This is a genomic window from Streptococcus pseudopneumoniae (genome assembly GCF_001074565.1).
Lineage (GTDB): Bacteria > Bacillota > Bacilli > Lactobacillales > Streptococcaceae > Streptococcus > Streptococcus pseudopneumoniae_J.
In genome coordinates this window covers 1-22332 of record NZ_JUQX01000071.1, presented here as the reverse complement: position 1 = coordinate 22332, position 22332 = coordinate 1, and the positions used below count along the sequence as shown (strand labels likewise).

Annotated in this window: 26 protein-coding genes and 8 tRNA genes; 3 read left to right on the top strand and 31 right to left on the bottom strand. The window is 40.8% G+C overall.

Going from position 1 to position 22332, the window contains the following annotated elements; genetic code table 11:
* Positions 1-328: 328 nt before the first annotated feature.
* Positions 329-661 (top strand): helix-turn-helix domain-containing protein, encoded by a 333-nt coding sequence (locus ADI74_RS10300; RefSeq protein WP_049538721.1) that lies wholly within the window; start codon positions 329-331, stop codon positions 659-661.
* Positions 662-663: 2 nt separating this feature from the next.
* A complete protein-coding gene (locus ADI74_RS10295) occupies positions 664-1089 on the top strand; it encodes a toxin (RefSeq protein WP_049538720.1) in 426 nt (141 codons plus the stop codon).
* Between the two features lie 23 nt (positions 1090-1112).
* Here ADI74_RS10295 and ADI74_RS10290 read toward each other — a convergent pair whose 3' ends face one another.
* From ADI74_RS10290 to tgt, 18 genes are all read right to left on the bottom strand, one after another.
* Positions 1113-1535 (bottom strand): hypothetical protein, encoded by a 423-nt coding sequence (locus ADI74_RS10290; protein WP_049538719.1) that lies wholly within the window; start codon positions 1533-1535, stop codon positions 1113-1115.
* 91 nt (positions 1536-1626) lie between these two features.
* Positions 1627-2001 carry a DUF86 domain-containing protein gene (locus ADI74_RS10285; protein WP_049538718.1) on the bottom strand — a complete coding sequence of 125 codons (375 nt, stop codon included), beginning with the start codon at positions 1999-2001 and terminating at the stop codon, positions 1627-1629.
* On the bottom strand, positions 1982-2296 hold the full coding sequence (locus ADI74_RS10280; protein ID WP_049538717.1) for a nucleotidyltransferase family protein: 315 nt from the start codon (positions 2294-2296) through the stop codon (positions 1982-1984). The genes ADI74_RS10285 and ADI74_RS10280 overlap by 20 nt, the downstream gene beginning before the upstream one ends.
* A 34-nt stretch (positions 2297-2330) precedes the next feature.
* Positions 2331-2504, bottom strand: a complete 174-nt coding sequence (locus tag ADI74_RS10275; protein ID WP_049538716.1) for a type II toxin-antitoxin system RelB/DinJ family antitoxin — start codon at positions 2502-2504, stop codon at positions 2331-2333.
* 372 nt (positions 2505-2876) lie between these two features.
* The gene (locus tag ADI74_RS10270; RefSeq protein ID WP_049538715.1) at positions 2877-4067 is read right to left on the bottom strand and encodes an acetate kinase; all 1191 of its coding nucleotides are present in this window, start codon (positions 4065-4067) and stop codon (positions 2877-2879) included.
* Positions 4068-4117: 50 nt separating this feature from the next.
* The gene (locus ADI74_RS10265; RefSeq protein WP_049538714.1) at positions 4118-5071 is read right to left on the bottom strand and encodes a class I SAM-dependent methyltransferase; all 954 of its coding nucleotides are present in this window, start codon (positions 5069-5071) and stop codon (positions 4118-4120) included.
* Positions 5072-5129: 58 nt separating this feature from the next.
* Positions 5130-5720 (bottom strand): class I SAM-dependent methyltransferase, encoded by a 591-nt coding sequence (locus tag ADI74_RS10260; RefSeq protein WP_049538713.1) that lies wholly within the window; start codon positions 5718-5720, stop codon positions 5130-5132.
* 32 nt (positions 5721-5752) lie between these two features.
* On the bottom strand, positions 5753-6166 hold the full coding sequence (gene comGG / locus ADI74_RS10255) for a competence type IV pilus minor pilin ComGG (protein WP_049538712.1): 414 nt from the start codon (positions 6164-6166) through the stop codon (positions 5753-5755).
* Positions 6144-6605, bottom strand: coding sequence for a competence type IV pilus minor pilin ComGF (gene comGF, locus ADI74_RS10250; protein ID WP_049538711.1), 462 nt, complete (start codon positions 6603-6605; stop codon positions 6144-6146). The genes comGG and comGF overlap by 23 nt, the downstream gene beginning before the upstream one ends.
* The gene (comGE, locus tag ADI74_RS10245; protein WP_192833043.1) at positions 6568-6870 is read right to left on the bottom strand and encodes a competence type IV pilus minor pilin ComGE; all 303 of its coding nucleotides are present in this window, start codon (positions 6868-6870) and stop codon (positions 6568-6570) included. Before comGE ends, comGF begins: the two co-directional genes overlap by 38 nt.
* Positions 6833-7267 (bottom strand): competence type IV pilus minor pilin ComGD, encoded by a 435-nt coding sequence (gene comGD, locus ADI74_RS10240; protein ID WP_049538710.1) that lies wholly within the window; start codon positions 7265-7267, stop codon positions 6833-6835. The genes comGE and comGD overlap by 38 nt, the downstream gene beginning before the upstream one ends.
* Positions 7230-7553 (bottom strand): competence type IV pilus major pilin ComGC, encoded by a 324-nt coding sequence (comGC, locus tag ADI74_RS10235; RefSeq protein ID WP_049538708.1) that lies wholly within the window; start codon positions 7551-7553, stop codon positions 7230-7232. The genes comGD and comGC overlap by 38 nt, the downstream gene beginning before the upstream one ends.
* A gap of 1 nt (position 7554) precedes the next feature.
* Positions 7555-8571 (bottom strand): competence type IV pilus assembly protein ComGB, encoded by a 1017-nt coding sequence (gene comGB / locus ADI74_RS10230; protein WP_080980411.1) that lies wholly within the window; start codon positions 8569-8571, stop codon positions 7555-7557.
* Entirely contained in the window at positions 8519-9460 is a 942-nt protein-coding gene (comGA, locus tag ADI74_RS10225) for a competence type IV pilus ATPase ComGA (RefSeq protein ID WP_049538707.1), read from the bottom strand. The genes comGB and comGA overlap by 53 nt, the downstream gene beginning before the upstream one ends.
* Before the next feature lie 69 nt (positions 9461-9529).
* Positions 9530-9895 carry a DUF1033 family protein gene (locus ADI74_RS10220; RefSeq protein ID WP_000286396.1) on the bottom strand — a complete coding sequence of 122 codons (366 nt, stop codon included), beginning with the start codon at positions 9893-9895 and terminating at the stop codon, positions 9530-9532.
* Between the two features lie 145 nt (positions 9896-10040).
* A complete protein-coding gene (nagA, locus tag ADI74_RS10215) occupies positions 10041-11192 on the bottom strand; it encodes an N-acetylglucosamine-6-phosphate deacetylase (RefSeq protein WP_049538705.1) in 1152 nt (383 codons plus the stop codon).
* Between the two features lie 140 nt (positions 11193-11332).
* Positions 11333-13150: an acyltransferase family protein gene (locus ADI74_RS10210; RefSeq protein ID WP_049538703.1), complete on the bottom strand. Its 1818-nt coding sequence runs from the start codon at positions 13148-13150 to the stop codon at positions 11333-11335.
* A 135-nt stretch (positions 13151-13285) separates the two neighbouring features.
* Positions 13286-14428, bottom strand: coding sequence for a tRNA guanosine(34) transglycosylase Tgt (tgt, locus tag ADI74_RS10205; RefSeq protein ID WP_049538700.1), 1143 nt, complete (start codon positions 14426-14428; stop codon positions 13286-13288).
* A 116-nt stretch (positions 14429-14544) separates the two neighbouring features.
* Between tgt and ADI74_RS10200 the strand changes: the two genes are divergently transcribed.
* A complete protein-coding gene (locus ADI74_RS10200) occupies positions 14545-15402 on the top strand; it encodes a DUF975 family protein (RefSeq protein ID WP_049538697.1) in 858 nt (285 codons plus the stop codon).
* 179 nt (positions 15403-15581) lie between these two features.
* Here the strand turns inward: ADI74_RS10200 and ADI74_RS10195 are convergent, their stop codons facing one another.
* From ADI74_RS10195 to ADI74_RS10135, 13 genes are all read right to left on the bottom strand, one after another.
* Positions 15582-16496, bottom strand: coding sequence for a LysM peptidoglycan-binding domain-containing protein (locus ADI74_RS10195; protein WP_049538696.1), 915 nt, complete (start codon positions 16494-16496; stop codon positions 15582-15584).
* 165 nt (positions 16497-16661) lie between these two features.
* Entirely contained in the window at positions 16662-17282 is a 621-nt protein-coding gene (locus ADI74_RS10190; protein ID WP_049538694.1) for an HAD-IA family hydrolase, read from the bottom strand.
* 3 nt (positions 17283-17285) lie between these two features.
* The gene (locus ADI74_RS10185; RefSeq protein WP_049538692.1) at positions 17286-18566 is read right to left on the bottom strand and encodes an MATE family efflux transporter; all 1281 of its coding nucleotides are present in this window, start codon (positions 18564-18566) and stop codon (positions 17286-17288) included.
* 59 nt (positions 18567-18625) lie between these two features.
* On the bottom strand, positions 18626-20110 hold the full coding sequence (gene thrC, locus ADI74_RS10180; RefSeq protein WP_049538689.1) for a threonine synthase: 1485 nt from the start codon (positions 20108-20110) through the stop codon (positions 18626-18628).
* 74 nt (positions 20111-20184) lie between these two features.
* The gene (locus ADI74_RS10175; protein ID WP_049538688.1) at positions 20185-21462 is read right to left on the bottom strand and encodes a glutamyl-tRNA synthetase; all 1278 of its coding nucleotides are present in this window, start codon (positions 21460-21462) and stop codon (positions 20185-20187) included.
* A gap of 180 nt (positions 21463-21642) precedes the next feature.
* Positions 21643-21726: transfer RNA gene (locus ADI74_RS10170), tRNA-Leu, on the bottom strand.
* 9 nt (positions 21727-21735) lie between these two features.
* Positions 21736-21807 (bottom strand) — tRNA-Gln (locus tag ADI74_RS10165).
* Positions 21808-21820: 13 nt separating this feature from the next.
* Positions 21821-21893, bottom strand: a tRNA-His gene (locus tag ADI74_RS10160).
* A gap of 14 nt (positions 21894-21907) precedes the next feature.
* A tRNA-Trp gene (locus tag ADI74_RS10155) sits at positions 21908-21978 on the bottom strand.
* A 5-nt stretch (positions 21979-21983) separates the two neighbouring features.
* A tRNA-Tyr gene (locus ADI74_RS10150) sits at positions 21984-22064 on the bottom strand.
* Positions 22065-22081: 17 nt separating this feature from the next.
* Positions 22082-22154: transfer RNA gene (locus ADI74_RS10145), tRNA-Phe, on the bottom strand.
* 3 nt (positions 22155-22157) lie between these two features.
* Positions 22158-22231, bottom strand: a tRNA-Met gene (locus tag ADI74_RS10140).
* Positions 22232-22241: 10 nt separating this feature from the next.
* Positions 22242-22331, bottom strand: a tRNA-Ser gene (locus ADI74_RS10135).
* Position 22332: the final 1 nt, after the last annotated feature.

Below are 22332 nucleotides of genomic sequence, written 5' to 3'. Positions count from 1 at the left end.
TTAATCGTGTTAGTCAATGATTCGTTGTTGTCTGACACGTTTTTTATTAAATTTTCAAAGTTCACTTAACATTTATATCGAATCTAAAATCTTACTACTTAAAGTTACAAGTTCTAGTTTCTTGAAGCAACATTCAATACTGAAAATTAAAATTTGTCTTTTAAGTTGTGTTCGGGATTTTTAATTCCTATAAAATGTTATTATTAAGTAAAGTTTTTTTACTTAATCTTTATAAGCTATTGCTTATGTATCTATTATATAACCTATGGCTTATTTTGTCAACACTTTTTTTAAAAATTTTTTAAAAAATTTTTGAAAGGAATAAATTATGATTATTGAAAGACTAAAAAAGCTACGAAAAGAAGGAAAATTAACTCAAAAAGATATTGCTACTTTCCTAAATATTTCTCAACCAGCTTATCAACAATTTGAAAGTGGTAAAAAGAAAATGAACCTCGAAACAATGGAAAAACTAGCAGACTTCTTCAATGTATCTACTGACTATCTTTTAGGTAAAACAGATTTTCCTGATCTTGACTTAGAGGTTGACATAGATAATGCTATTGATAATTCAGTCGCTTATGATGGTACACCCATCACAGATAACGACAGAGAAATCATTAAGAACTTTCTAAAAGACTACTTCTCTAATAAAAAATAAGTATGAATCTAAACAAAGTTATCAAAGAGATTGAACAATTAAATTGTCAGATTATCACTCTTAAGAACTTATCAAGTAAAGGTAGATATGTATTTGCAAATAATAAACACTTTATCTTTCTACGTTCTGACACAAGCGATATTGAAAAAATAAATGTCCTTCTTCATGAAAAACACCATCTAATCAATGATGATTGCAATAACTCACTATCTCAAATAGATACCTTTAAGAATCATATAGAAAATGATAGCGAAAAAGGACGAATCCTTGATTTTATGAGTTTAGTAAACAGCGAATATCCAATTGACGATAGTTTCAATTATCAGGACTATCTCAAAAATGCTGACATCCCTTCAAAATATGAAAAATACGTTAAAGAAATAGCTACACATTTTTATAATGAGAACAAAAAAAATAACATTATCTAAGATAGTGTTATTTTTTTTATATCTTATTTAATAAACCTTATCTCACGTACTAGTACAAGTTCATCATTCAACGCTAAACTTAGTTCTCCTCTTGTTACTCCAAAAAGAACTTCATATACCTCATAATCATTCAATTCAATATCCTCACTTATTCTAAAATTTCTTCCCTTTTGTAAAATTTCAGTATAATAGACCTCTGTAAAATCTTTAAACAACGCTCTAAATTTCGCCTTTTCTGTTGTACTAGCAGATTTTTCAAAAGTTACTCTACCCAATTCTAAGTCACTATAATTATATTCTCTGGTTTTACTTTCAACATAATAACGACGAGATATAAAAATGATAAATACCAATAGTGGCAAAGTTATCCAAATATAAGCAACAAAGAAATACACTACTGCATATACAACTAAAAGAAACAACAAAAACACAAACAAATAAAACATAATACTCTCTCTTTCCTAACTATTTCTTTATCATCATTTTTAACTCTTAATATCAATCTCCCTAACTAACCAGCAATAACTTTCAAGAATCTTATAATTCCTTTTCCAACTCTCGGATAATCGAATATAGAGATTCTTTCGTTTCAGGAACAGATTTCTTCAATATTCCCTCAACAATTTTAAAATTCAAATTAGAGTAGTTATGATAAATAAAATTCCTGAATCCTTTTATCTGAATCCAATTTATCCTATCAGCATACTTCTGCTTCACTTCTTCTGATAATTTCCCTAAAGATAACTGCTCTCCTACTTGCCCTAAATTCATGGCAATAGAATCAACGACCATATCATCATCTAACGGCAAATTATATTTTCTTGCTTTATCTAAAACTCCAGCAGCTTTATCAAGATATAAAATCATATCCTTCAAATAAGCTATATCAGATTCAAGAGATTGACTTCTCATAAATAACCTCTCTATCATTTAAAAAATTCTTCTTAACTAACTTCCCAATATTCGTCTTTGGTTCAAGTAAATCACTTACTAATAAAATATCTACAGCACCATCAAAAACAGTTAAGAGCCTACCATATACATCAAAATATACTGAATCGTCCTCTAACTCCAAAGCAATATCAACATCACTCTTTTCATCAGCTTCACCTCTAGCATATGAGCCAAATAGATATATTTTAGACAAATCATATTGTTTAGCAATAGGAACAATCTTATCCTTTATCTGTTCTACTGTATAAACCATAGCTTCTATCCTTTTTTTAATATTGTCAATGCTTTTAATTTTTATTATCTTCTAAATCTAATTTTACTTCAAAAGGAATACTTCTAGTTAAAACACTTTGTTTCAAAAACAACTTCACTGCAGTTGACATATCCAAACCCAACTCATTAAAAATCAAAGTTGCTTCTTTTTTTAATTCATCATCTACCCTAACAGCAATTTGTGGCATAGCAGTTCTCCTTTTCATCTTGTATATCTATTGTATCACTTTTACCAATACATATCAAATTTATTCCCTAATAAATACAAAATAAAATAGACCAGTTTCCTGATCCACTTTATTCTATATTCATTGACTAAAAATATACATTCCTTGGTTAGTTTTTGGTTAGTTTCTTAAAAAATACAATTTCTTAATTCTTCAATCCTTTTAAAATTAAAGAATCCAGCTACATCTTTAAATTACTACTATTATACCATATTTTTCCAAAAAGCCAATAACAGCAAGGTTTTAGAGATTTTCTCCATAAAAAAAGGTGGAAAACTACGTTTTCCGACCTTCTTTTCTTCTATTCTTTGCTCAATAAAATGTTAAAACAGCTTATTTTTTCAAGCGTTCCACATCACGCGCAATCACTAATTCTTCATCAGTTGGGATAACCAAGACACGAACAGATGCTGCATCTGTTGAGATATCTCCAGTTACGCCAAAGACGTTCTTCTCTGAATCTACATCACATCCAAACCAAGAGATGCCTGAAATAACATCACGACGGAAATTTGCTGCATTTTCACCAACACCTGCTGTAAAGATGATTGCGTCTGCTCCGTTTAGGACAGCAAGGTATTGACCGATGTGTTTTTGGATACGGTCAACATAGATTTCATAAGCCAATTTCGCATCGTGGTTACCTTCTGCTACAGCTGCTTCGATATCACGCATATCACTTGACTTGCCTGAAACACCCATGAGTCCTGATTCACGATTGAGAATGCGACTGATATCTTCTGGCGTGTTGAAGTCCTCAGTATACTGCATCAAATAAGGGATGATAGCTGGGTCAATATCTCCTGTACGAGTTCCCATCATCACTCCGCCAAGTGGTGTGAAGCCCATAGAAGTGTCAACCGAACGACCGCCCTTAACTGCCGTAATCGAAACACCATTACCGATGTGGCAGGTAATCAATTTCAAATCCGCTAGTGGACGTCCCAAAAGCTTCGCTGCTTCTCCAGCTACAAACTGATGACTTGTCCCGTGGGCTCCGTATTTACGAACCTTGTTCTCAGTGTAATACTTAGTTGGTAGAGGATAGCGGTAAGCCTTTTCTGGCATGGTTGTGTGGAATGAGGTATCAAACACCACAACGCTGGTAATATCCGGAAGCAATTCCTTGAATGCACGAATTCCAGCTGCGTTGGCTGGGTTGTGGAGAGGAGCTAAAAGTCCCAACTCTTCGACTTTCTCTAAAACATCGCCCTCAACGACCGTTGATTCCTTGAAGTATTCACCACCAGCTACAACGCGGTGCCCAACACCTGTAATCTCATCATAAGATTTGATGATATCGAAACGAATCAAATCATCCAATAAAATTTTAACAGCTTGTGTGTGATCGTCAATATCAAGAATTTGTTTTTCAGAACGGTCGTCAAATTTTACAGTTGAGATCGAATCCTTCAAGCCAATACGTTCAATCAAGCCTTTCGCCAATACAGTTTCTTCTGGCATTTGGTATAGTTGCCATTTCAAACTCGAACTTCCAGCATTGATTGCAATTGTTTTTGTCATAACATGATACCCCTTTTTAAGCGTTTTCATCTATTATAACAAAATTTACCTTATATTTCAGTACCTTTGCTCCAATTTTGAAAACTTTCTTTAAAATCCAATAGTACTGCGGGATCTTGCAGACTTGTTAGAGGATAGACAAAGGGTTCTGTTTCCTTGTCTCTTTTCTTTTGTAAGACAAAAATACTCTTGGCCTGACTGGCCGTTGAAAAAATATCCTCTGGTAAGGCGATGATAGCAGTCAGACTGACTTCATCTTTGAGCCAAGCTTTTAACAAATCACTTTGGGGGCTGGTCAACAAATCACTCGGAGCCAGAAAAATAGCATAGCCATCTGACTTGAGGTACTTGAGACCTTGTTCCATCAGCAAATGGTGGGCATAGGTATGTTCTTGGCTAGAAGCCACATGATAGCGTGAAGCGATAGTGTCGTCTGGGTAATAGCCGACAGGCAAGTCGCTGATGACCACATCGCTTTCTTTAAGCATTTGCGGTCGAACGGCATCACCTTGAACAAATCCTGCCTGCAAACCGATCACATCTGCCATACTAGCCGCCAGATCAATTAGCAAATCATCCACTTCGACTCCCAAGTAATCCACTTTTTTAGCAAGAGAAGTCAAGAAGGTAGCGCCCAGAATCCCCATGCCAGAACCCATTTCAAGGATGCTAATTTCCTCTTGATCCAGCAACTCTTCCACAATAAGTACCAAGAGGAGGGCAATGGCATCCGGCGTAAACTGGTGATTGGCCTGCAAAGGCTCCGTTTGCCCTGCCTTCATAAAGAGAAACTGGTAGGTCTTGAGCCACTCTTCCTTGTGAAGGGCTAAACGCTTAAGGGCTTGATTGTTTTCCTTGACCTGCTCTAGCTCAGTCTCGCCATCCAGATAAATGCTGTTTTGCTCTACCAAGGCGTCATAAAAGTTGGTCGCCAAATCACTTTGGATAATTTGGACATTCTCTAGTAAATACGTATAAGCTTGTTCTATTTTTTCAAAATCCATATTCCTATCTTAACAAAATTCCCCTATTTTTTCCATCTGAAGAGAAAAAATCACTGCTTTAGTCAGCGAGTGATTTTTGGGCTACAGTTAAAAAGAGTTCTGCGTAATTTCCTAGGAAAAGACCTTCAGCACTGTAAAGAATCTGACTGTCAATGCTCGAAAAACCAAACTGGTCGAGTTTGTTTTCCAGTTCAGCCAATTCAAAGCCGTGGTGGTTGGTATCTGTCTTGACAAAATCAGCAATGAGGACTTGTCCCTTCTCCCTAAGGTGTTGGTGAAACATGGCAAGGGTCGCGTCTAAATCAGGCATATGATGAAGAACCCGACTGACAACAATCAGATCAAATTGCTGGTCTAAGGGATTCGCCAGTAAATCCTGCTCCAAGAGTTGAAGATTCCTGATTTCTTGGTCCTCTGCTTTCAAACGGGCTTGCTCCAGCATTTTCTCCGAGATGTCTACTAGGGTAACCGACTTGGCTTGCTTGGCTAGAGGCAAGGTTAACAGACCCGTCCCACCCCCAAAGTCCAGTATTTTCTTGTCTGATAGAAAATCAATCTGTTTTTCAACTGCCTGACAAACCAAGTTTGCAAGAAAGATATTTTTGGGTGAATCAAAGGTTTCTGCTTTGTGATTAAAATCGTGTTTCATGTTTTTAGTTTAACACAAAGAAGTTAAATTGCCTAGGAATTGGCTTTCTTTTCAGGCTTTTCTTCTGATTTTTTCTTCCCTGCTTGATTGCTTGAATCAGTCGCTACCTCTTCCTTTTTAGCTGTTTTCTTTTCCTTATCTTTCATCAAAGGAAAGAGAAATTCATAGTTGCCCTTATTCATACGAACACTTGTTGCAAAACCTGTTTTGGTATTTTGATAAGTAACTTTTCCTAAGTTAAAGACTCGTTCACCACTTTCTTGCTCAGCTTTATCTTTGCTTCGTTTGGCCATGGCGAAAGCGATCAACTTCTCTTTGTTTAGGGTATAATCTTTGTGATGGGCAACTTGCCGATTCAAATAAAACTGTAGCAATAGACTAAAGATGGCTGCCATGGTGACTGCATATAAAAGAACGCCTGCCTTAACTTTTTGCTTTTTCCACACGATAGATAAATTCCCTTTCTAAGCCCTTTTGAAATTGGAAACGAAAGCGAATCAATTGATTTTCCTCTGTAATCTGAACTGATTTGAGTCCATAAACCATCGGCTGATAGCCTCGTCCACTGCTATCGGTTTTCCGAAAATCATCTGATTTGAATGTGCCCATAGCGATAACCTTGCCATCTTGCTTCAGATAGAGGCGATTGTCTTCCACCTTTTCAAACTGTGAACGCTCTAACTCAGTCTCTAGCTGGTCTACAAACAAGAGCCACTCCTTTTGCTCACTTTGCTGCTGGTAACGAACTTCTGAAATGAGGAGCTGACTCATAGCTTGAAAAAGGAGCAAACCTCCGCTAATGACGATAAGGGCAATCAGAGATTCTAAAAGAGTGAAAGCTCTTACCTTACTGCTCTTTAAGATCCAGCAACTTCTCTGAACCATGGTAGACCTCCAATCCTTTTTCACTAGCAAATACCTGAATCTCAACTCCATTTATGTTTACCTGATTTTGCCCTGTTTGCAGAGCCATCTTCGCAACACGCAAGACTTCTTCCTTTTGCAAGATCTCTGCCTCTAACCGTCGATTTTGTTGGATTTGTCCCAAGAGGAGAGTCGCAATACTGGCAAAGATAGCCAGAGCCACTACTGCTTCCAGTAAAATCACTGCCTTAATTTTTTGTTTCCTTAGTACGTTTAATTTTTCCATTTCCTAGATATAATTGATAGCGAATCGCTCCTTTGCTAGTCTGAAATTCAACCTTAGCCAGAGAGGAATTGCCCCCAGCTCGATCAAATATAATGCTTTGTCCTGAGGGTGCCTGAATTCCTTTAGGAACGCTCAACTTTTGACTGCCATTGCTGATGGTCTGTCCTTCTAAGTTTAGACTGGTCTTTTGCTGACTAGCTACACTGCGTTTTTGAGTTTCCCGATAGAGTTCTTCAAACTCCATAAAGAAAATCTGCTCCTCCACAGCTGCAAAACTGGATTGAACAGAACCGGACAAGCCCAAGGCAAGGATACTCACAAGTCCCAAAACAAGGAGACTTTCCAGCATAGTAAAGGCCTTAATCTGCAACAGCTTGACTTGTTTTTTGTTTTGCATGGTAGTCTCTATAAGCTTTGGCTTGCTCTGCTGTGATGCGACCATCCGCCTGTAATTTGCTGAGGCTGGCATCATCATTTTTATCTAAACGATAGAGTTCTGCCTGGCTTTCCACGACCTTGACAACAGCAGCTTTTCCTTTGTCATCTACGGCATCCTTTTGCTTGGTCAAATTGGGCACAAAGAGCAAGAGAAGTACGCTGATGATTAAAAGGACCACCAACATTTCCACGAGAGTAAAGGCTTTCGCCTTGGCTTTTTTCAAATTTGTCATAAATTTTTTCATTTTAAAAATTTACCTCCATATTTTGATACATGGGCATGAGCATTGCCGCATAAAGTAAAACGATAATCAGGGCCACAAAGATAAAGACCAGTGGCTGCACCAAATTCATGGTGCGGTTGACTCGGGTAAAAAAGGCTTCCCAAGTTTTTTCAGCATAGATTTCCAACTCACTCCCCAGCTTGGACTTGACTTCTCCATACTCGATGATGAGACTCAACTCCTTCTTAAAGAATGGATATCTCGCTATGGTTTGAGAAAATTCGCGGCCATTTTGCAGGGCTTGAGCTAAATCTTGACCGATTTCTTTAAAAAGCTGAGAACCTTGTTCCTGCATGATCTGAAAAATCTGCGTCAGCTCCATTCCCTGCGAAATCATATTGCCCCATTCACGCGCGTAATAAGCTGTCAGATAAGTCTGGACAAAGATTCCAAGAAAGGGAATCCGTGCTAACATAGAGAAGACCCGCATCTTAGAACTTCTTTTGTAGAAAGTGAGGGCTAAAAGTAAAGATAGAGAGCAAACCAACACTAGTCCAAGAAAAATTTGTGGCAGATTACCGATGATTTGGGTGGCAATATTGCTACTGTCCAGTTGGGGTAGTAGATAGTTTCTCAATCCCAGCATGATTAGCAGGAGAAATCCCAGCAAAATCAAAGGATAGGTCGCCACTTCGATTAACTTTTTCTTAACCTTGGCCAAATTATCCAAATATTCTTCTATCTTTCCCAAACTCAGATGAAGATTGCCATGCACCTCAGCTAGGGATAACTGGGTCACAATGGCACCTGAAAATCCTAAACTTTCCATCATTTCTGAGAAAGATTTCCCCTGAGACAAGCCTTGGTGCATCTGGGTCACATAGTCCTTTTCCAGCAAGGCACTTCTCCCCAAGAAAGAAATAATTTCCACCAAATGAAAACCACTGGAGAAGAGATTGTTAAACAGGGTGATGATTTTCTTCTGCTTAGCTGTAGCTAATTTTTTCCGTTTCAGCCTGAAGACTTGTGATATGTCCATCTTTAAGAAGCTGATCAATATGCTCATTCCAGCTAGTTGGCTGGTGTTCTTGATAGTCTTTGTTTGCAAAGTCAACGATTCCTCCTCCCCCGATTAATCTCTGATAGCAGACACCTTGTAGGACAACTGCCAGTTCCTCCTCCGTCACACCCAACTCCAGAAGGCGTTCATAAACACCTCGGATACTCTTGGCATGAATGGTCGAAAAGACTGTCGCCCCTGTCAAACTGGCTCTGACAACTGCACGTGCCGTCTCACTATCACGAATTTCACCGATAATCAAGAGGTCAGGACGATGACGTAGAGACAGTTTGATCAGATTTTCATAGGTCAATCCGATCGCTTCATTCAACTGCAACTGCAACATCTCTTCCTGCTTGATCTCGACAGGGTCTTCGATGGACATAACCTGCTGCCCCTTAAAGAGAGACTTGGCTAATTCGTGCATCAGCGTCGTCTTGCCACTTCCGACGGGACCTGCAAATAGATAGAGACCCCTTTGCCTGTATTGCTTGCCCAGTTCTCCAAGATCCTGAAACCAGAAATGCAGATCCTGCTCCTCATCGTGTAACAAACGAATGACCAAACTCTCATGTCCCCGATAATCTCCCACGGTGGACAAACGCAGTGAAGAAACCTTTTCGTCATACTGATAATCACAAGAACCCAGCTGACTGCGACGCTTTTCTCCTACATTCATCCCTGCTACAAACTTGAAATGACTAATCACAGCAGCAAATTTTTCAAAATCATAACAACCGATTTTACATCTTTCGTCTCCCACTCTCATATGGAGTTCATACGCATCTAATTTAGGAACAAAATAAATGTCTTGTGCACCTTTTCTCCTAGCCGAACGAATGATCTCTTGTGCGATTTCTTGAACCATACTTACCTCCTCACCTATACTATTCGAAAAAATTGGAAAAAATAAAAAGCAACTTTTAAAAGTTACTTTTTATCTCCATTTCATGCGGCAAGAACGGTGTTTTTCTTGACCTGTTTGTTTTTCGTAGCCTGGACGTAGCTTTTCATCGGGGATGACTTGCTCATCCTGTAAAAGAGCCAAAGAATGATACTGCTGCAAGTACTCATCACACTCATCACACCAGCGTTTATCAGCAGGATCCCAAAAAATAGTCATCAAATCACTCCGACTCTTATAAAGAGGATTCTTCTTTTCCAACTCAAACCAGCATGATTTATAATATTTTAGGGCATCATAATACTTGTCAAAAGATTGACTCATGATGACATCTTCTTCCCAGCCTTCTATAAACCACCACGGTTCAAAATCCCCATACATTTCTATAACACGATACATTTTCACTACTTCCTTTGTACCGTATATTATAACGAATTTTCTAGAACAATGAAAGGATTTTGCTTCATTATAGAATAATCTTCTAGCTTTCTGAAGATACCTCTAAATAGAAAAGCAAAGGCTGAGTCACAGCCTCTGCTTTTTATTATGCTTGATAACGTTTCACACCATCTAGATAGGTTGCAACTAATTCCAAATCTTTATCTAGTACGATAAAGTCAGCATCGTAACCTTCACGGATTTGACCACAGACATCATCAATGTGAACAGATTTTGCTGGGTTGAGACTGGCCATCATGACTGCTTCATGTGGATTCGCAATGCCCCATTCAACCACATTCTTCAAACCATCTTTGAGTTTGAGGATAGAACCTGCCAAATTGCCTGTAGATTTGAGGCGAGCAGTTCCATTGGCAACTACTACCGGGAATTCTCCCAACATGTAGTCTCCATCTTCCAAGCCACCAGCTGTCATACAGTCTGTGATAAGGGCAATATTTTCAGTTCCTTTTTGTTTGAGCAAAATGTCACAGGCCTTTGGATCTACGTGGTGACCATCACAAATCAATTCTGCGTAAGTATGTGGCAATTCATACATGGCTCCCACCATACCGAGCTCACGGTGAGTCAACCCACGCATCCCATTGTAGGCATGTACCCAAACGCTTGCTCCAGCATCGACTGCTTTTTTAGCTTCATCAAAAGTCGCATTTGAGTGTCCAAGAGCAACCGTTACGCCTTCTCCAGTGATAGTCCGTACAAAGTCTTCTACACCTTCACGTTCTGGCGCAAGGGCGATTTTATTGAGCAAACCATTGGCTGCTTTTTGCCAAGCACGAAACTCATCCATGCGAGGGTCTTTCATGTAGGCAGGGTTTTGAGCTCCCTTGTATTTCTCTGTGAAATAAGGCCCTTCAAAATAGATCCCACGAATCTTGGCTCCACTTGCTTCCTGGTAACGAGCACCGATATTTTCAGTTACCGCAAGCAACTGCTCGTAAGAGGAAGTCAACGTCGTTGGCAAGAAACTGGTGACTCCTGTGCTAAGTAGACCTTCACTCATAGTATGAAGGGTTCCTTCAATGTTATTATCCATGACATCCACACCGCCAAATCCATGAATGTGGGTATCCACAAGTCCTGGTGCAATGCTATAACCGGTATAGTCAATCACCTCAGCTCCTTCAGGAATCTCTTCTACATGTTTTCCAAACTTGCCATCCACAAGTTCCAAGTAACCGCCACGACGAACTCCGTGTGGGTAGAAAAACTGATCCGCTTTAATATAATTAGGCATAATGATAACCTCCTTGATAGATTGATTCTAGAATTTATTATGTCAATTACATTATAAACCTTTCTTTTTCATTTGTAAATGGTATAGACCTATTTTCTGGAGATATTTTAAAAGAGCTGTCTATCTCCAACTCTTTGATTTTATTTTGATTTCACAGGTAGTTCTTGAGCGGCCTTAACAACAGCTGCAATCGTCTCTGCGTAAAGTTTAGCACCTTCTTCAATCATGTTGCTATCATTTCCAAAGTGGACTTGGTCAGTTCCAGCCCAGATTTCAGGGTGTTCCTTAGCGACCTTATTCCAGTCAGCGATGCTCACATATGGATTCTTTTCAGCTAATTCTCTCGCATAAGCCGCATACTGCTCCACTGATGCATAAGTGTCCTTGCTCTTGTCTCCCTCATAAGGTGTCACCAGTATCAGATGGTGTCCTTTCGGTAGATTGTTCACGATGCTGTCCAAATCATTCTTATAGCCTTCAGGATTGTTGACCCCCGTTGCAATGACAACTGTTTTTAAAAGCGCCTTGTTCTGGCTATTATTGAGCATGATGTCATTGGCTTGCTTGGTCGTTCGACTAACCTGGGCATTGATATTTGCATCAGGAAGTGCCTCTTTTAAGGCTGTATTGGCACGTAAAGTCACTGAATCCCCAATCAGACTCGTTCCCTCAGAAATTCCCAGGCGACTGGCTTCAGCTTGTTCAGCAAGAGTCTTTGTTTGTCCTATATTGGTCTGAGCTTGCTTGAAACCATTGACCATCAAGTCTGTCTCAAAAGCTCCAACTTGAGGAGCCATAGCTATGATAATCAAGGTAAGTAAGGAAAGGACGCCCACAACACTAGCACTAATGGGTCTGATATGATGCAGTTTAGTGATTTTTCTAACCAAAGCATTGGTCTTACCGGCAATCAATGGCTCAATAATATAGAAGGATAAGATAGCGAAGAAATAGGAAAAGATAACGGTTAAAATAACAGCGGGCAGATTGCTCATCAACTGAGAAAAGATAATATAGAAAGGCCAGTGGAAGAGGTAAACCGCATAACTGGTATCCGCTAAAAATGTGATGATCCGAGGTTCTTGTATCTCAGGCGTTTTCTCATGCAAGACACGCGCAGCAAGAATCATGGTCACGGCCGCTAAACTTGCCAGTAAGAAACCAAATAGATAAGCGAACAGGTAGGTAAACTTGACAAAGAAGGTCAAGAGTACTAATACCAAGAGGCCTGCAGCAAACACCAGTAGATTCTGACGAAGATCCCACGTCCGATCAAACTGCTTAACTAAATCGCTCGTCTGACGAACACCCACAACCGTCGCCAAAATACTTCCTAAAAAGAAGGGATAGATATGGGTTAAACTTGAAAAGTAGACAGACGAATGGGAACTAGCCATTAGACTACCAATAAACATGGAGAAAAAGCTAATGATGAAAGCTCCCGCAGAAAGGAGAAATACCATCCCTCTCAATTGACTACTAGATTTTGAACGTTTCGATAAGAACCAAACCGCTAAGCCCCAAAGAATATAGTAGTGAACCTCAACAGCTAGACTCCAGTTGTGAACAAAGAGATGCGGAATGAACTGAGATTCGTAACTTCCCCCTGTTAACATCTCATAGAAGTTGGTCATAAAACCAAAAACTCCCGCAATCTGACCGCCAATTCCAGCAACATAGTCTTGGCGAACTAAGAGGGTAAAGGGCATGGTCACCAAAACCATCAGAACCACAGGTGGTACGATGCGGTAAAACCGTCTCTTAAAAAAGCCCAGTAAATCAATCTGGCGTGCCTTCCCAAATTCTTCTAAAAGGAGGGAGGTGATCAAAAATCCTGAAAAAGTGAAAAAGACATCTACTCCAAAGAAGCCTCCAGGAAAGATGGTCTGAAAGAAGTGGTACAAGAGCACCAAAAGTAAACCTGTAATCCTAATCAAGGAAAACCATTTAATACGCATACGAGTCTATTCTCCATTAAATTAGGAAGCAAAACACCACCTAATTTTTATTCCATAATACACCTTATTTTATCAAAAAAAGAAGAAAAATCCTACGAGAAAACGTAGGATTTTTTAGCTTCTATAAATTCCATTTTAGAAATTGCGTCCTGACCTATTGTAGCCATATTTTTCTACAAAATACTCGCGGAATTCCAAGAGATTGTCATCCATGATGGCTTGGCGGACTTGCTTCATAAGGTTGAGCAAGAAGTAAAGATTGTGGTAGCTAGTCAAGCGGATACCAAAGGTTTCATCAGCCTTGAGCAGGTGACGAAGGTAGGCGCGTGTGTAATTCTTACATGTGTAACAGTCACACTCAGGATCCAGTGGCGTAAAGTCCTCAGCAAATTGGGCATTTTTTACTACCAACCGCCCTTGGCTCGTCATACAGGTACCATTACGAGCGATGCGAGTCGGCAAGACACAGTCAAACATATCCACCCCACGAATAACCCCATCAATCAAGCTATCCGGTGCTCCCACTCCCATCAAGTAGCGAGGTTTATTTTCAGGGAGAAGTTGGGTTGTGAAGTCCAAGACCGCATTCATTTCCTCATGCGTTTCTCCAACTGCTAAACCACCAATAGAGTAGCCAGGGAAATCCATGCTGACAAGGTCATGAGCTGACTGGCGGCGTAGGTCTTCAAATCCCGCTCCCTGCACAATTCCAAACAAGCCTTGGTCATGCGGACGACTGTGAGCTTTTAACCCCCGCTCAGCCCAACGGCTAGTACGCTCGATTGATTTCTTAACGTAGTCATAAGGTTGGTAAAATTGAGGACATTCGTCAAAGGACATCATGATGTCTGAGCCTAGATTGTTCTGAATAGAGATGGCCTTTTCTGGCGATAGGAACATCTTGGAACCATTGAGATGGTTTTTAAAGGTTACGCCTTCTTCTGTGATATTTCGGCTATCTGCTAGGGAATAAACCTGAAAACCACCACTATCCGTCAAGATTGGCTGGTCCCAGTTCATGAACTTGTGGAGACCGCCTGCGCGTGCGATGAGTTCATCTCCAGGGCGAAGCCAGAGATGATAAGTATTAGAGAGGATAATCCCTGATCCCATCTCCTTCAATTCTTCAGGCGACTGGGTTTTAACAGTAGCTTGGGTCCCAACTGGCATAAACATAGGTGTTGGGAAGGTACCGTGGGGAGTGATGATTTCTCCTAGACGAGCTCCTGTGTGTTTTTCTTTCTTAATCAAACGGTATTTGATTGGTGAATCTGACATTTTCTACCTCCGAAGCTGGGAAAGACAGTCCCAGTTCATACTTTGTGCCCAAAGGCATACTGTATGATTTTATCAAAAAAACCAGGAACTGTCACGAACTATGGTATAATGAAAGAATGAAATACCCAAAAATTGATTTAAAAACCATTCGTCTGCAGACTAGGCAGTTTCAGGCTGGAAATCCCCGCCTCTTTCTCGTCTATCTCTTACCTAGCATGCTGGTCATCTTGTCAGGCTTTCTCAACCCCTTGGCTCGTCTCCAAGAAAGTGTTTTAGAGCAATCCTTTTTCAGCATGCTGGCACAAGTGCTCCAAGCCTATCTCTTCCCACTAGTGGTTTCTTTTATGAGCACGATTTTTCTAGCAGGTGCTGCCTTTGCGACACTCCGACTCCTCAAGGATCCTGATACAGAACTCTCAGTAAAATCAAGCCTGGCCCTCTTTGCTGAAGAGCGCTTCTCGCAAACCTTCCTAACCCTGCTCCTCAAACGTTTCTACCTCTTTTTATGGAGCATTCCAAACTTAGTAGGCGTTTATTTTCTTTTTTATAGCAATCTCTTGGCTCGAAGATTTGTTGCCCTACATCCTGAATTTCCAAAACTAGATCTCTCATCCGTTGAAACCGAGCAATTCCTTCTGACCTTTGGCCTCTACTTTTTCGCGAGCCTCATCTTGATGATTGTGGGCAATCTCCTCTACGTACCGCAACATTATGCTTACTCGCAGGTAGAATTCCTCCTCTGCGACACTCTGGATTTAGGACAAGCTAAACCAAGCCAAATCCTTAAAACTAGCCGTTTCTTGATGAAGGGTTACAAATTCCAGCGCTTTGTCCTCGACCTACAACTACTCCCTTGGTACTTCCTCAATTGGATTACTTTTGGAATTGCTAGTTTTTCAATCCTTCCCTATATCCAAAACAATCATATCTTCTTTTACAGAGCCCTACTAGCCCGTAAACGTCGAAATGGGTAAGAGCATATAAAAACCAGCGTCTTGAAAGACGCTGGTTTTCTTATTTCAAAAGTAACATACTCAGCAGAGTCAAAATAGCAGGCCCACCTTGCTTCAGAAGAATCTTCTTGTTTACCCTAAAGGAATGACACAAAAAAAGAAGCGAGAACTCAATCAGTTCCCAACTTCCATTTTAATGATTAGTTCATTGAAACGTGAACGTGGTCATAGTGGTTTTCGGTTACGCTACCACGGTCTGGCATTGGATTCCACGTATAGGCTGGTCCATATTTACTATCATATGGAGCGTAGAAACGTTGTTTCCAGATGATATAGTTGATACCACGGCTAGCCATATTTTGGACTGCATATTCCGCGATTTGATCACCAAGTGCTGAACTCACTGGAACCATAAAGTCGATGGCCAAACCTTTCCCATGGTCGCCACTGTCTCCAGGACGGTAGCCACTAAAGGATGTAATCCCAAACAAGTTGGCTACTTCTTCTTTAAAGGCTGCAGTTTGTGGTTGAAGACCAGCATTCTCAGACTTAGCTACAGCAAGTCCTGCATAATCAGGAGCCGCTGGTGCTGAGTAAGTTCTTGAAGGAGCTTGACTTTGCTCTGCTTGATAAGTCGACGTTTCAGCGTCAGAAGTTGCTGTTGATGCTGCTGTTTCTTCTGATGCACTTGTTCCTCTTGTATCAGCAGGCGTTTCAGTAGCTGGCGCGGCTGCTACTGGTGCTTCTGCTGGAGTTGTTGTTGCTGTTTCTTCCGTAACTGGAGTCGCTGCTTGAGGAGTTTGGATTTCAACTTCCGTCACCTCTTCTGCCTCATTGACAGTTGTAGTGAGGACAGTATCTGGGAAGATCAAATCCATATTGGTAATCTTGTTCAAATTAGCAAGAACGGTCACATCTACTCCCAAAGCTTCTGCAATCGTGCTCAAGGTATCACCATACTGAACTGTATAGCTGTTTTTGTTCTCGTTTTTCGTCACGTCATTTTGGATTTGCTCAACGGTACGTGCAGTCCATGCAATTTCTTCCGCTTGAGTTGCCAATGCTGGCGCAAAAGACAAGGCTACTGTTGAGGCTAAAATAATTCTTTTCTTCATTCTTTCACATTCCTTTCAAATGAGTACCTGTCTATCATAACACAAAAAAAGTAGAAAAAAAGCCCTCTCGGGCCTATTTAACAGAACTGTCCATTCCTTGTAACAAACTCGATTACTTGAAATAGTTTGTTAGGTTTCTGTCACAAAAGTGACACACTCTTCTCATCACTTATCCTCAAAAATATAAGGAATATCTGCTAGTACTTGAATCCTCTGATTCCCTTCATAAGACGACTCTAAAAAGTTAATGCTTTGAATTCCGCTATTCTGAGCAAATTCCACATCCAAAGTCCGATCCCCTATATAATAGGTAGTCCTAGGATCCAACTCATATTTATCTAACAGATAGGTCGCTGCTTCTGGACTGGGCTTGCGTGCAAAACCACTCTGATTAGTTAGAATTTCTGTGAAATAAAATTCCAAACCCAAGTCTCCTAGAATGGTTAAGGCATTGTCTCCTTTATGGGTATAAACAAACTGCAGAATTCCTGCTTCATCTGCCCAATTCAACACCTCACGCGCACATGGCATCAAGACTACCTGGGCATTTTTCTCAGACAAGCTCTGGGCACGCACCTGATTGAGCACTTCCGCATCCAGTTTTCTCTCTTCTGACACCTGCACAAGCAAATCCTGCACAGAATACTTGAGGATAAACTCTCTCACTTTCTCCTTATCATAAGGAATAGAAAACTGAGCAAAGGTCTCCTCAATCCCTGATAAAATCGCTTCGTAAGAATCCAATAAAGTCCCGTCTAAATCCCAAATAAAAGCTGTTTTTTGCATTTCCTATCCTTTCAACATCATATAACGTTGGTAACGGTAACGTAGAAATAACCAACGGAAACCATTATCCAAAAGAGTCCCTGCCCAAATACCAGGCAAGCCCCAACCAAGAACAATGCCCATCAGATAAGCTGTCCCAATACGGATACACCACATCCCTATACTTGTCGCATAAAAGGGAAGGCGAGCATTTCCCAATCCCTGCCAAACCGCCGTATAAATAACTGTCCCTGTCGCCATGGGAGTCCCTAGTAGTGAGAACAGTGCCACCAAAACGCTAGCTTCAACCGCTACAGGATTGGTCGTATATAGATGAGTCAGTGGTATCCCTAAGGCATAGATACTAAATGTCAAGGGCATCATGAGGAGCAGAGAAAGCCAAAAGGTTTGTTTGCTCAAATTATCTACTCTTTTCCAATTATCCTCCCCAACTGCTCGAGCTACCTGCATGACCGTCGCCGTAGCGACGCCAAAGGCAGGCATATAGTTAAACTGGGTCAAGACTTCTCCGACTGCATTCCCCGCTACTGCCTTCGTCCCAAAAGAAACAACCAAGGCAATGATCACTACATCTCCAGCCCGCATCATGAGACGTTCTCCTGCCGCTGGCAAAGCCAAAGTCAATAGTTCCTTATCTAAACCAAAAGTCGGTTTCTCAAAAGGCAGCTTTAATTGCGACCATAAAATCAAAAGACCAACCAAGCGAGATAGAATAGTCCCCCATGCAACACCAGCTATCCCCATATCAAGGACAAAAATAGCTAGACTTGAAAAGAGAATATTCAATGCATTGGATAAAAAACTAACATAGAGAGGCAGACGCGGATTATGCGTTGCACGAATCAAAGCCCCCAAACTGGTCATCAAACCCAAAAGAACAATCGAACCACCCACTAAAGAAAGGTAGAGTCCACCACTCTCAGCTACATCCCTCTCCGTCCCCAAGAGTCCTATCATCTCTTGCCCAGCAAAGATAGACAAGGCCCCTAAAAGCAAACTCAGTAGCAAGGTAATCTTCAGCGCTTCAGTCACATGATAAGCTAGCTTGGACTGATCTTTCTGCCCCATGCTTTTTGAAATAACACTGGAAATAGCAGCCCCCAAAGCGATGAAAATGGCCTGGTAAATCGTGATAATATTGCCAGCCACTGAAACACCCGAAATAGCAATCAATCCCAAGTGGGCGACCAAGTAGCTGTCCACCATCCCCATGAGCATCTGCAAAAAGTTTTCGCCCATAGCTGGCAAGGCAATGTTGAGAATGTCTTTATTTTTTCTAAACAATCTGTCCTCCTGATGAAAAGAAACTCAGTTGTTTCCCAACCGAGTTTACTTCCTCTGTCTTAAAGTCCTAGATAAGCCTCAACCGCTGCTTGCATGTCAGTAGCTGCCACTGTTGTCTTGTGACGAACAGGAGCTGTCTCAAGCCCGTCCACTGCCGGTGGCACTGCCACTCCTGAAATGTCATGTAATTGAGCCAAGGCTTCAAAGTCAGTCAAGCCTGCTTTCCCTGTTACCGCTTCTACTGCAACCACTGGGAACTTGTAGGGACTAGCTGTTGAAGCAATCACCGTCTTGGTTACATCACCTGTAGCCGCTTGGTATTTTCTATAAACTGCTGAGGCAACAGCTGTGTGTGGGTCCTCGATGTAAGCATCTGTTTGATAAACACGTTTAATTTCTGCCGCAGTTTCTTCCTCAGTCGCATATTCAGCTACAAAGAGATCCAGAATCTCTGCATCAAAGTCTGTCAATTCATATTGTCCTTGTGTATTCAAGGCATTCATGAGTTCAGTTGTCTTAACCGCATTATTCCCCAAAAGATGGAAAATCAAACGCTCCAAGTTTGAAGATACCAAGATATCCATAGATGGACTAGTCGTTACCTTAAACTCACGTTTCTTATCGTAAACACGTGTTTTAAAGAAGTCAGTTAAAACATTATTGTCATTTGAAGCACAGATCAATTTGCCAACTGGCAGACCAATTTGCTTGGCATAAAAGGCAGCTAAGATATTTCCAAAGTTTCCTGTTGGTACTGTGAAATTGACCTTTTCACCAGCCACAATCTCACCAGACTTGACCAACTGAGCGTAGGCATAAACATAATAAACAATCTGTGGTACCAAACGACCAATGTTCATAGAGTTGGCTGATGAAAATTGCAGTTTATTGGTAGCCAACTTTTCACGAAGAGCTACATCGTTAAACATATGTTTGACGTTAGTTTGCGCATCGTCAAAGTTACCATCAATAGCAATAACATGAGTATTGTCGCCAGTCTGAGTAGTCATTTGCAACTCTTGTACCTTGCTGACACCATCCTTTGGATAAAAGACGATAATTTCAGTTCCAGGCACATCCGCAAACCCTGCCATAGCAGCCTTTCCAGTATCACCAGATGTCGCTGTCAAGATGACAATCTTGTTCTCCAAACCATGCTTTTTAGCGGCTGTCGTCATAAAGTATGGCAAGATAGACAAGGCCATATCCTTAAAGGCAATCGTTGAACCATGGAACAATTCCAAGTTGTATTGCCCATCCAGTTTCACCAATGGCGCAATAGCTGGAGTATCAAACTTGCTATCGTAGGCATTGTTGATACAGTAGTCCAACTCCTCAGCCGTAAAGTCATCTAAAAAGGCTGACAAAACTAACTTAGCAACTTCTTGGTAAGAAGCATCTTTCAATTTTTCAAAGTCCAAATTGACCTTTGGATAAGAAAGCGGTGTAAACAAACCACCATCCGTCGCCAAACCTTGCAAAATAGCTTGACTGGCAGTTACTGTATTATTCGCATCACGCGTTGATTGATAAACTAATGTCATAATCCCTATCCTTTATCTATAGTCTCTTCCATTATATCATGATTTTTCAGAAAATTCTCCCTTTATAACAAAAATTATAGGCCCAATTCTTCTTTCAAAGGCTGCAAATAGGTCATTTCTTGCTTGCCTCTCTTCTCCAGTCCTTCCTCAGCTAGAAGGAGTAAGGCTTTTGAAAACTCGACAATTGCAGGTTCTTCCTCATCTGTGAGCCTTTTCTTTGAAAATTGTCTCCTCAATGACTTGTAATCACGACCAAATGTTGTAAAAAATGGTGCAGATTGCAAGTAAGCTTCTAACTTGTCTAAATGAAGCAACAACCCCAAGTGAAAGGCTGCAGAAGCAAAGGTTCTATTTAGAGGCTGCGTACATACACTACGAAACTCAATAGTACCTCGAGTTGTTAAATCTTGGTACTGGTAACTACGGTGAGTTTGGAAGTCCTTCTCCTGAGGATAAAGAAGAATCTCCCTCCCATCAAGGGCGAAGGCATGAATTTTCGGAGTCCCTAAGTAATCTTTTGCTCGAATTGGATAAAAATAATAGGTTTCGCCATCACGTTCCGCAGTAAAGATTGCAGAATGATCTAGATAATCAAAAAAATCATTCTCGTCTTTGAAGAGTCTAGAATTGACCCCTACATTTTCAGGATAAATCCCGTGCATGGACTCTTCCCAAAAAATATCCCTTGAAATCTTAGTATCCCAATCCTCCCCTGAAAACTCAGAGTTGGCAAATAAAAAGGCTTTTGCAGCTTCGATCTGAGTAAATGCATTGATAACACGCAGAAAGTTAGACTTTGAAACGTCCAGCTGAACCTGACTCCCACAGATAAAGGCTCCATACTCAGGGAATTGATGTAAGTCTGATTTAATAACATTTCTACTCAAATTCAAATAATCCATTAACATCTGATAGCGGGGATAAGCCACTGGACAATTCTCATTTTTATCCCAGTTAGGATGAATGCCACATCCAACAATAGCATGATTAGCTTCACCCAACTTATTCTGAATCGTAGCCATATAGAAGTTAAAGCGTTCTTCTACCTCTTGGATATTTTCCGCCCGGCCAAAGGCAAACTCGATAGTTGTATAGGAGACTTCGAATAAGATAGTATCTTGGCTAACTGGATCAAGTAACTGAATTGGATTTCCAAAGTCATCTACTTTTTCAATCGTAAAACCAAGAACCGATGGTAAATAGCGAAAGAGATCCTTAACAACTTCACTATTTGTAGCTTTACCCTCTAAATTGATAACAGGATACTCCAGCTCAATTCCCACAAATAAATCAGGTTTCTCTTTTATATTTTCTAAGTAGCGCTTCTTTAATAATTCAACAGACCGAGACATTAATCACCAAACTCTTTCATAATCAAAATAAATTGTGAATAAGTAATATTATACCAAAAAAGAAGAAAAAAAATTAGAATATCACACAAAAATAATTACTGGACCATTATCACACCATTAACAAGATACAATTTAGTAAGAAACAAAAAACAAGGTCTGAAAACCTTGTCTTTATTACTATACCGGCGGCCGGGGTCGAACCGGCACGTCCTTGCGGACACTGGATTTTGAGTCCAGCGCGTCTGCCAATTCCGCCACGCCGGCAAATAGTAACTGGGGTAGCTGGATTCGAACCAACGCATGAGGGAGTCAAAGTCCCTTGCCTTACCGCTTGGCTATACCCCAATAATATAAAATAGGCGAGTGAGGGGAATCGAACCCCCGAATGTCAGAGCCACAATCTGATGTGTTAACCACTTCACCACACCCGCCAAAATTTAAGAAACACGGGCAGTAGGAATTGAACCCACACTGAAGGTTTTGGAGACCTTAGTTCTACCTTTAAACTATGCCCGTAACTATGGAAGGGGAGGGATTCGAACCCCCGAACCCGAAGGAGCGGATTTACAGTCCGCCGCGTTTAGCCTCTTCGCTACCCTTCCAGAATATATATAAAATATGGCGCGAGACGGAATCGAACCGCCGACACATGGAGCTTCAATCCATTGCTCTACCAACTGAGCTACCGAGCCAAATTGCGGGAGCAGGATTTGAACCTACGACCTTCGGGTTATGAGCCCGACGAGCTACCGAGCTGCTCCATCCCGCGTTAATATGAAAGGAGGATGTGGGATTCGAACCCACGCACGCTTTTACACGCCTGACGGTTTTCAAGACCGTTCCCTTCAGCCGGACTTGGGTAATCCTCCA